The organism is Desulfobacter sp. (genome assembly GCF_050177295.1).
The window spans coordinates 1-7,577 of record NZ_JBFXHE010000211.1 but is presented as its reverse complement, the minus strand read 5'-3'; the positions used below and the strand labels follow the sequence as shown (position 1 = coordinate 7,577).

Annotated in this window: 5 protein-coding genes; 2 read left to right on the top strand and 3 right to left on the bottom strand. The window is 45.7% G+C overall.

Annotated elements, in window-relative coordinates:
* The first annotated feature begins 206 nt into the window (after nt 1-206).
* Nucleotides 207-3,110 (top strand): bifunctional [glutamate--ammonia ligase]-adenylyl-L-tyrosine phosphorylase/[glutamate--ammonia-ligase] adenylyltransferase, encoded by a 2,904-nt coding sequence (gene glnE / locus AB7U36_RS14485; protein WP_428160447.1) that lies wholly within the window; start codon nt 207-209, stop codon nt 3,108-3,110.
* Between the two features lie 44 nt (nt 3,111-3,154).
* On the opposite strand, the gene AB7U36_RS14480 is transcribed toward glnE, so the two are convergent.
* A complete protein-coding gene (locus AB7U36_RS14480) occupies nt 3,155-4,243 on the bottom strand; it encodes a GGDEF domain-containing protein (protein WP_428160446.1) in 1,089 nt (362 codons plus the stop codon).
* Between the two features lie 212 nt (nt 4,244-4,455).
* Between AB7U36_RS14480 and AB7U36_RS14475 the strand changes: the two genes are divergently transcribed.
* Nucleotides 4,456-5,655, top strand: coding sequence for an aminotransferase class I/II-fold pyridoxal phosphate-dependent enzyme (locus AB7U36_RS14475; protein ID WP_428160445.1), 1,200 nt, complete (start codon nt 4,456-4,458; stop codon nt 5,653-5,655).
* Between the two features lie 130 nt (nt 5,656-5,785).
* On the opposite strand, the gene AB7U36_RS14470 is transcribed toward AB7U36_RS14475, so the two are convergent.
* The gene (locus tag AB7U36_RS14470; RefSeq protein WP_428160444.1) at nt 5,786-6,451 is read right to left on the bottom strand and encodes an HAD family hydrolase; all 666 of its coding nucleotides are present in this window, start codon (nt 6,449-6,451) and stop codon (nt 5,786-5,788) included.
* Nucleotides 6,452-6,539: 88 nt separating this feature from the next.
* Complete coding sequence (locus AB7U36_RS14465; protein WP_428160443.1) at nt 6,540-7,319, bottom strand: YkgJ family cysteine cluster protein; 780 nt, start codon at nt 7,317-7,319, stop codon at nt 6,540-6,542.
* Nucleotides 7,320-7,577 lie beyond the last annotated feature (258 nt).

Below are 7,577 nucleotides of genomic sequence, written 5' to 3'. Positions count from 1 at the left end.
TGCGGTTCACGGCAGAACACGAAAATGTTATTGTAATAGTCGTCTCCTCTGACGCCCCGGTCTCGGTTATGATGGGAGGTGCGGTACAAGAAACTAAATGGAAACTGGAAACCCCTCGCATATGCAGTATCCCCGTCCCCTTGGAAAAATGGGTTGTTGCCAGCAAATAATACCCAAACTATGAATTATAATATGAAAGCCATACCATGATTCAAGACGCCATAGAACAGTTGATATCCCGTGTTTTTCCTGCGCTTCCCCAAACCCTTTGCCATGCCTTGCAGCGGCGGCTTCAAGATTATTTTTCCGCCGGGGATATACAGGATATCGGCCAATTGCCTGTCACTGCCCTGGATTTTACCAGGGTGATGCTGTTCAGCCCCTTTACGGCTGAACACATTACAGCAAACCCCTTGATACTTGAGCGGTTTGGTGCAAGCGGCGATCTTGACACATCCTATGCCCCGGGTGCCATCAAAAAAAAGCTTGCTGCTTTTATCGGAGATAGTCAGGACAGGGACAGTGCAGGGCTTAAATCCCGAATGCTTGAATTCAAGGTATACGAAATCATTCGCATTGCCTGGCGGGATCTTACAGGTGCGGCACGGTTGTCCGAAACCATGGCGGATCTGTCCGGTCTTGCCTGTGCCTGCATCGCCTTGGGTTTTGAACACCTGTATCCCGTGCTGACTCAAAAATGGGGGACCCCGAAAGACAGAAACGGCCATGCCCAGAACATTGTGGTGTTGGGCATGGGTAAGCTTGGGGCCGGTGAGTTGAATTTTTCTTCGGATATTGATCTTATTTTTGTATTCCCAAAAACAGGTCAGACTGATGGAGACAGATCCATATCCAATGATGAATTTTTTACAAAACTGTGCCGGGAATTCATCAAGTTGTTTTCAATGGATAACGGCACCCATTTTTACCGGGTGGATACCCGCCTGCGTCCGTTCGGGGAGAGCGGACCCCTGGTCATGGATGCGGATGCTTTTGAACATTATTACCAGTCCCAGGGCCGGGAATGGGAACGCTATGCCATGATCAAGGCAAGTCCGGTGGCAGGGGATATTGCAGCGGGCCACACAATCCTTCAAGCCCTGAAACCCTTTATTTTCCGCAGATACCTGGATTACGGCGCCTTTGATTCCTTCAGGGATATGAAACAGCGCATAACACTGCAGGTGAAAAGTGCCAGACTGAAACATAATATTAAAATCGGGGCCGGTGGTATCAGGGAAATTGAATTTTTTGGCCAGCTTTTTCAGCTCATCAGAGGCGGGGTGGAACCCGAACTTCAGGCCAGGCCCATATTGCTGGTTCTGGACACGTTGGTGGAAAAAAAGTGCATAGATAAAAAAGTGTGTGATGAACTCAAAGATGCCTATCATTTTCTCCGGCTTGTGGAAAATCGGCTCCAGGCGTACCAGGACCGGCAGACCCACGACATCCCCGAAGATCCGGTTCAAAGAAATATCCTTACCCTGTCCATGGGATATGATGAAGAAGATGCATTTTATGCTGAACTGTCCAGGATCCAGAGTGTTGTACATAAACATTTTTCCAGGCTTCTGGTACAAGCCGATGACGAAGACAAAGACAGCAGCAACCAGGAATTGAAACAGATATGGGACAGTATCACAGATCCCCAGTTTCATGGTGAAGATATCTCTATTGTCGGTTATCAGGATACAGGTTCTGTGGTGCGGCTTCTTAAAGCCCTGGCAGCGCATCCCAACACCCGGCAGCTTTCCCAGACCGGGCGCAATAAACTGGCCCGGCTGGTGCCCCGTCTGATTAAAAAAGTGGGTGAGCATCCGGACCCAGAAGAGGTGATGGCCAAACTCATTGATCTGGTAGCGACCATTGAACGGCGTACCTGTTATCTGTCTTTGCTCATTGAAAATAAAGGCGCTCTGGACACCCTGATCGTTCTAGCCCGTAAAAGCCCATGGATTATTTCGTTTTTAAGCCAGCATCCGGTTCTTTTAGATGAACTTATGCATCCGGTTACACTGTATTCGCCGCCCAAACGGGATATGCTTGAACGGGAAATGGAGCGTCTGATGGTTCGGGTTCCCGAGGATGATCCGGAATACCTGATCGAAGCGCTCAATATTTTTCGTCAGATCAATACGCTCAGAGTGGCTGCGGCAGATGTATCAGGCAATTTTCCGCTGATGAAGGTCAGCGATCATCTGACCTGGATTGCCCAAACTATTCTTAATCAGGTGGTGGCGTCATCCTGGCGGATCATAACTGAAAAATACGGATATCCCAGGGGTATGGAAGGCAAAGGCGTAGAAGGATGCGGGTTTATTGTAATTGCCTACGGTAAGGTGGGCGGCCTTGAAATGGGATATAAATCTGACCTGGATCTGGTTTTTATTTTTGATGCTGAATCCGGATATACCAGCGGAACAGAACGTTCCATAGATATCGGCCGTTTTTATTCCAATCTGGGCCAGCGCATTATCCATGCCCTGACCATCCATACCCCGGCTGGTACCCTTTATAGTGCAGATATGCGGCTTCGGCCCGGCGGGGGGTCAGGCACCATTGTCACTCATATCCAGGCATATGAGGATTACCTGAAGGACCGGGCCTGGACATTTGAACACCAGGCCCTGATCCGGGCCCGCCCCGTGGCCGGTGATCCGGCATTGTTCGACCGCTTTGATACCATTCGCAAAAAGATCCTGACCCGGAAGCGCGATGATTCAATATTAAAAACAGAAGTTGGGCAGATGCGTGAAAAAATGCGGGTTCAACGGTTAAAGTACGAACCCGGACTATTTAATCTCAAGCAGGGCAGGGGGGGGATTGTGGATATTGAATTCCTTGTTCAATATCTTGTGCTGCGCCATGCCTGTGATTATCCGGACCTTGTAGAATGGACGGATAATATCCGTCTGCTCCAGGCCCTGAGTGTGGATGCTTTGATAACCGGTGAGGAAAGCAGCATTCTCCAGAATGCCTATGTGGCCATGCGAAAGGCCGTGCACCGGCTCACGCTCCAGGAGCGGCCCGCCATAGTTGATGAGGACCAGTTCAGTGCACAGGCAGCCAAAGTAGCCCAAATTTATGATGCTGCTTTTCTCACGGTTTGAAAAATGGGCAAAAAATTCATTCCTTAAACCCATGATCTTTGTCCTTATTTGGTTCCTGGGTTTTCCTGGTATAAAGTCGTCTGATTCCGCCCATTGTTCTTTGACTGATATAATGCATTATCCGCTTTTGCGATCCAGTCCTTTGGTGTGACAGATGTATCCCTGCCTGTCATCAAAGATAGGCCAAAGGATATGGTAACATTCATGGTTTTATTCTTAACAGGGTTTCCGTTACGTTCAACCACGGGGAAATCATTATTCTCAATGAGTTGTCTTATTCGTTCGGCCGCTTCAAGACCACCCTGGATATCGGAATCTTCGAAAAGCATTAAAAATTCTTCCCCCCCATATCGTCCGGCAATATCAAAGCACTCTCTCATGGAATTGGATATAATCCTGCCCACCTCTTTTAAAACAAGATCTCCCTGGATATGCCCGTAATTATCATTCACTGACTTGAAAAAATCGATATCACCTATAGCCAGGACAGCAGAACCATAAGGCTTGCGTTTAAAACGCATAATAATTTTTTCAACCTCTTCCTTTATTTTTCCCGAGTTATATAAGCCGGTAAGATCGTCAAATTCAGCTTTTTGTTCAAACATGGTTTTCATGATGATGGTGGATAACAGATTACACATGATTTCCATGGCTGAAATTTCAAAATCCTGAATATCGCTCTCTTTGCCCGTATAATCTCCGCCCACAAGATAAATACCGCCAAAATTTTCGGGTAAATATACATATCCCATCATGTCGCACCCCATGCCCTTTACATTAATATGGGATGTTTTTTTATTTAAAAATGCATGGACTTCATTAACATAGCGTTTATCCCGGACATCAAGAAAAAGACGAAGTTTCCGGCCTTCCTGAAGATCCATTCTCATTGAGCTCGGATCCACAACCTTGACCACCTCAAGAATCAGCCGGTCATTAATTATATTTGAAACCCGGTAAAGCACACTTACGTTGAAAAGCAGGGTTTCAGAGATGATTTTAAGGGGATAATTGAACCAGGCTGTTTTATCTTCGCCGAATTCAGAAGAATTGGGGTCCATGGAATTTAAATATGCGGTCAGTTTTCCAAGGGCATTTAAAACCTGCCCTGCATTTGGTATCTGCTTCCTCATGGACTCTCTATTTTATAAAATTATCACTTCCATTTTGCGGATAATTATCTATTATTACAATTAAAATGGATGATGTTTCCCGTGAAACATTATTACTATTAAAGCATAGAAACAATTTTTAATAAAGATTTGATTTTATCAGTTCAACAAAATCTGATATTCTTTTTATTTTGATTTCATGTTTCAACCATTTATCATTAGGAGTTTTTGACGTGGAACAAGACAATATTATTCGGTTTGCATCCCGGATGGATTACCTGCCCCCTTACCTTTTCGGTATGATCAATAAAATGAAAATGGAAAAACGGCGGAAGGGGGATGATGTCATTGATCTTGGTATGGGAAACCCAATGGATCCCACACCTGATGCGGTGATTGAGAAGCTGGTGGAGGTTGCCAAGGATCCAAAATCCCACAGATACCCGGAAAGTTCAGGACTTCCCCATTTAAAAAGAGAAATCGCCAAATATTATGGCCGCCATTACAACATTGGTCTGGATGCGGACAAAGAAACCTACTTTACTATTGGCTCCAAAGAAGGGATTTCGCATTTGTGTCTGGCCATCATGGGTCCCGGGGACTGCGTTCTGGTTCCGGCACCGGCCTTTCCCATCCATATCTATGCAGCGGTGATAGCCGGTGCAAATGTCATGAGAATTCCCCTGGAACCTGAAAAGGGCTTTCTGGACAGGATTATTAAAGTGTGTGAAGCCTGTTATCCCAGCCCGAAGGTCCTTATGCTCAATTATCCCCATAACCCCACCGGGGTTGTAACGGATAAAAATTTTTACAAGGAGATCGTAAAACTTGCCAACCGGTTTAAATTCATGGTTATCAATGACTTTGCCTACGCCAAAATAACCTATGACGGATATGTTGCCCCAAGTTTCCTGGAAATTGAAGGAGCCAAAGATGTCGGTGTTGAATTTGGCTCCTTTTCCAAATCATACAATATGGCTGGCTGGCGCATTGGATATTGCGTTGGTAATGAAAAAATTGTCGAGGCTCTTGGAAAAATTAAAGGCTATTTTGATTATGGAATCTTTTCTGCCATCCAGGTGGCAGGTATTATCGCGCTTCGGGACTGTGATGATACCATTCCAGAACTTGTAAAAATATATGAAAACCGTCGGGATGTACTTTGTTCAGGTCTTGAAAGAATCGGATGGGATATAAAAAAACCAAAGGCCGGTATGTTTGTCTGGGCAAAAATCCCTGAACCTTTTAATAAAATGGGTTCCATGGAATTTGCCATCCAGCTGATGAACAATGGGAATGTGGCGGTGGCACCAGGAGCTGGTTTCTCCGAAGAGGGAGAAGGGTATCTTCGCCTGGCCCTGGTTGAAAATGAAGAACGCCTGCGCCAGGCTGTCCGGCAGATGAAAAAAGCCATGGACCAGATGCAAATTTAATTTTTATTATTTCTATTTCCACGGCCCTTATTGATTGAAAAACTGCCGTCGGTTTTGTTTTTTTCGATTAAAACCTGACGGCAGCGATTTTTCGGTGCTCTCCCGCTAATGACAACCTGAATTTTTCCGGTCAAAATGCCGGACACAAGTTCTTTATAGCGCTTTCAAGCCCCTGGCAATCAGGCAGGGGCACCACGGTATCAGGAAAATTGACATCGCTTTGGATACCAATAAAATAAAGGCCGGTTTCCAGGGCAGCATTATAATCTGTAAGTGCATCTCCGATAAAAACACATTGCTCCGGTGCAAGGCTGTATTTTTCCAGCACGCTCCGGATATGCTCAGTTTTTTTGACAGGAGAACCTAACGTTTCCTTAAAGTAATGTCCCATTTTCCTTTGATCCACCACATATTTGAGTTCGGTTTCCGGGGTGCCTGAAATCACAAAAACAGGCAATTTTGACGAATATGCGTCCAGAAACGCTTTTGCCCCTTTTATCCAGGGAACACGGATCACCTCCTGTACCACGAGATCTGAATACCGGGCAGACCATTCCATAACCCCCTTTTCAGTCAGGGGATTCTTGATAATGTTTGCATGGGCGTGCCGGATTTTCTCCACCCTGCTGATACCGCCGTGCAGCTTGTGGTAGCGAACAACCGCTTTTATGATTTCATCAGAAAAGTCTTTAAACAGTGTTTCAAAGGCTTTCTTTTTCGTACGGGTTGAGTCTACCAGAACCCCGTCAAAATCAAAAAAAAGGGCTTCAATGGATTGTATTATTGATTTTGTCACGTTTTATTCCTGAAATCATATCGTTTTTCTTTGCCACATTTTCATTGATCAGCGCACCAACCTTTTCATTGGTGATCAACTTATCAACTCAGGTGTTTTCCTCTAACAGCCCCTCGCCAAACAAAAACCTTTCAATCCAGGAAAGTCCCAGCATAAGCAGTTCCCGGTCATCATGCTTAACCGCGTCCAGTTGCTGCCCGGGTACATTATAACGCGACAGAAAACTGCTTTCAAAAACAAAACGGCGAAAGGTATCCATGTTATAACTGGCCATGAAAGCCATTTTCATGGACGGACTGTTCATATTAATGCCCCGGGATCTGAAAAAATTGGCCTGTAAGCGGGCAGCAATGCGTGCCCAGCAGCTGTTGGGTTCGTGGTACGCTCCCATTTCCTGATCCGCCATCCACGCTTTGGCAGTCCAGGCTTGATCTTCATCATGTCCCTTGCAGTAACCATGGTGCATCACATAGTACTGCATGCGCATGCTGCCGTCGGCGTCACCATAAATGGCCGGTTCCAGGGGATAAGCCCGGCAGGAATAAGGTCTGTCTGAATAAACCGTGCATCCCTTTTCCGCCAGAAAGGTGCAGGGGTTGCCCTGCCGGTCGCTCATTTTCAGCATCACGTTGGGAAAGGTGGGCATGTCCCGGATGGCTGTTGTGGTATGCGCAACCAGGAACGCTTCCGAGGTCATGTTAAGGTTCTGCTTCATGCGCACAATGTCATAGGGATAAAGATACATGTCGGCATTGTGGCAGCAACGAGTAAAGCAGGGCACCCCGTCGTGACAGGAAAATTGAAACATGCCGCTGCCAAGTAAAGCACGATTTGCCGTGCTGTCTATAGTGTCGTTAGGTGTTGTCATGGTCGTATTTCCAGTGTTTGTCAAGTTTGTCCGTAATCAATGGGGAATATATTTTCATTACTGTATATTTTAACATATTCTTGCATTCATCAACCTTTGGATTAAGGTTTTGCACCGAATATGGCCGATCATGAATTTTTTAACTCTATTTTGAAGCGGCTACTGCCTCCTGTCAATGCATAGGCAATGTCATAAAGTTAACGGCAAGGTTTTAAATTCATATGATGCTCCCTTTTGGCAACTTTATGTTTTCGTTCA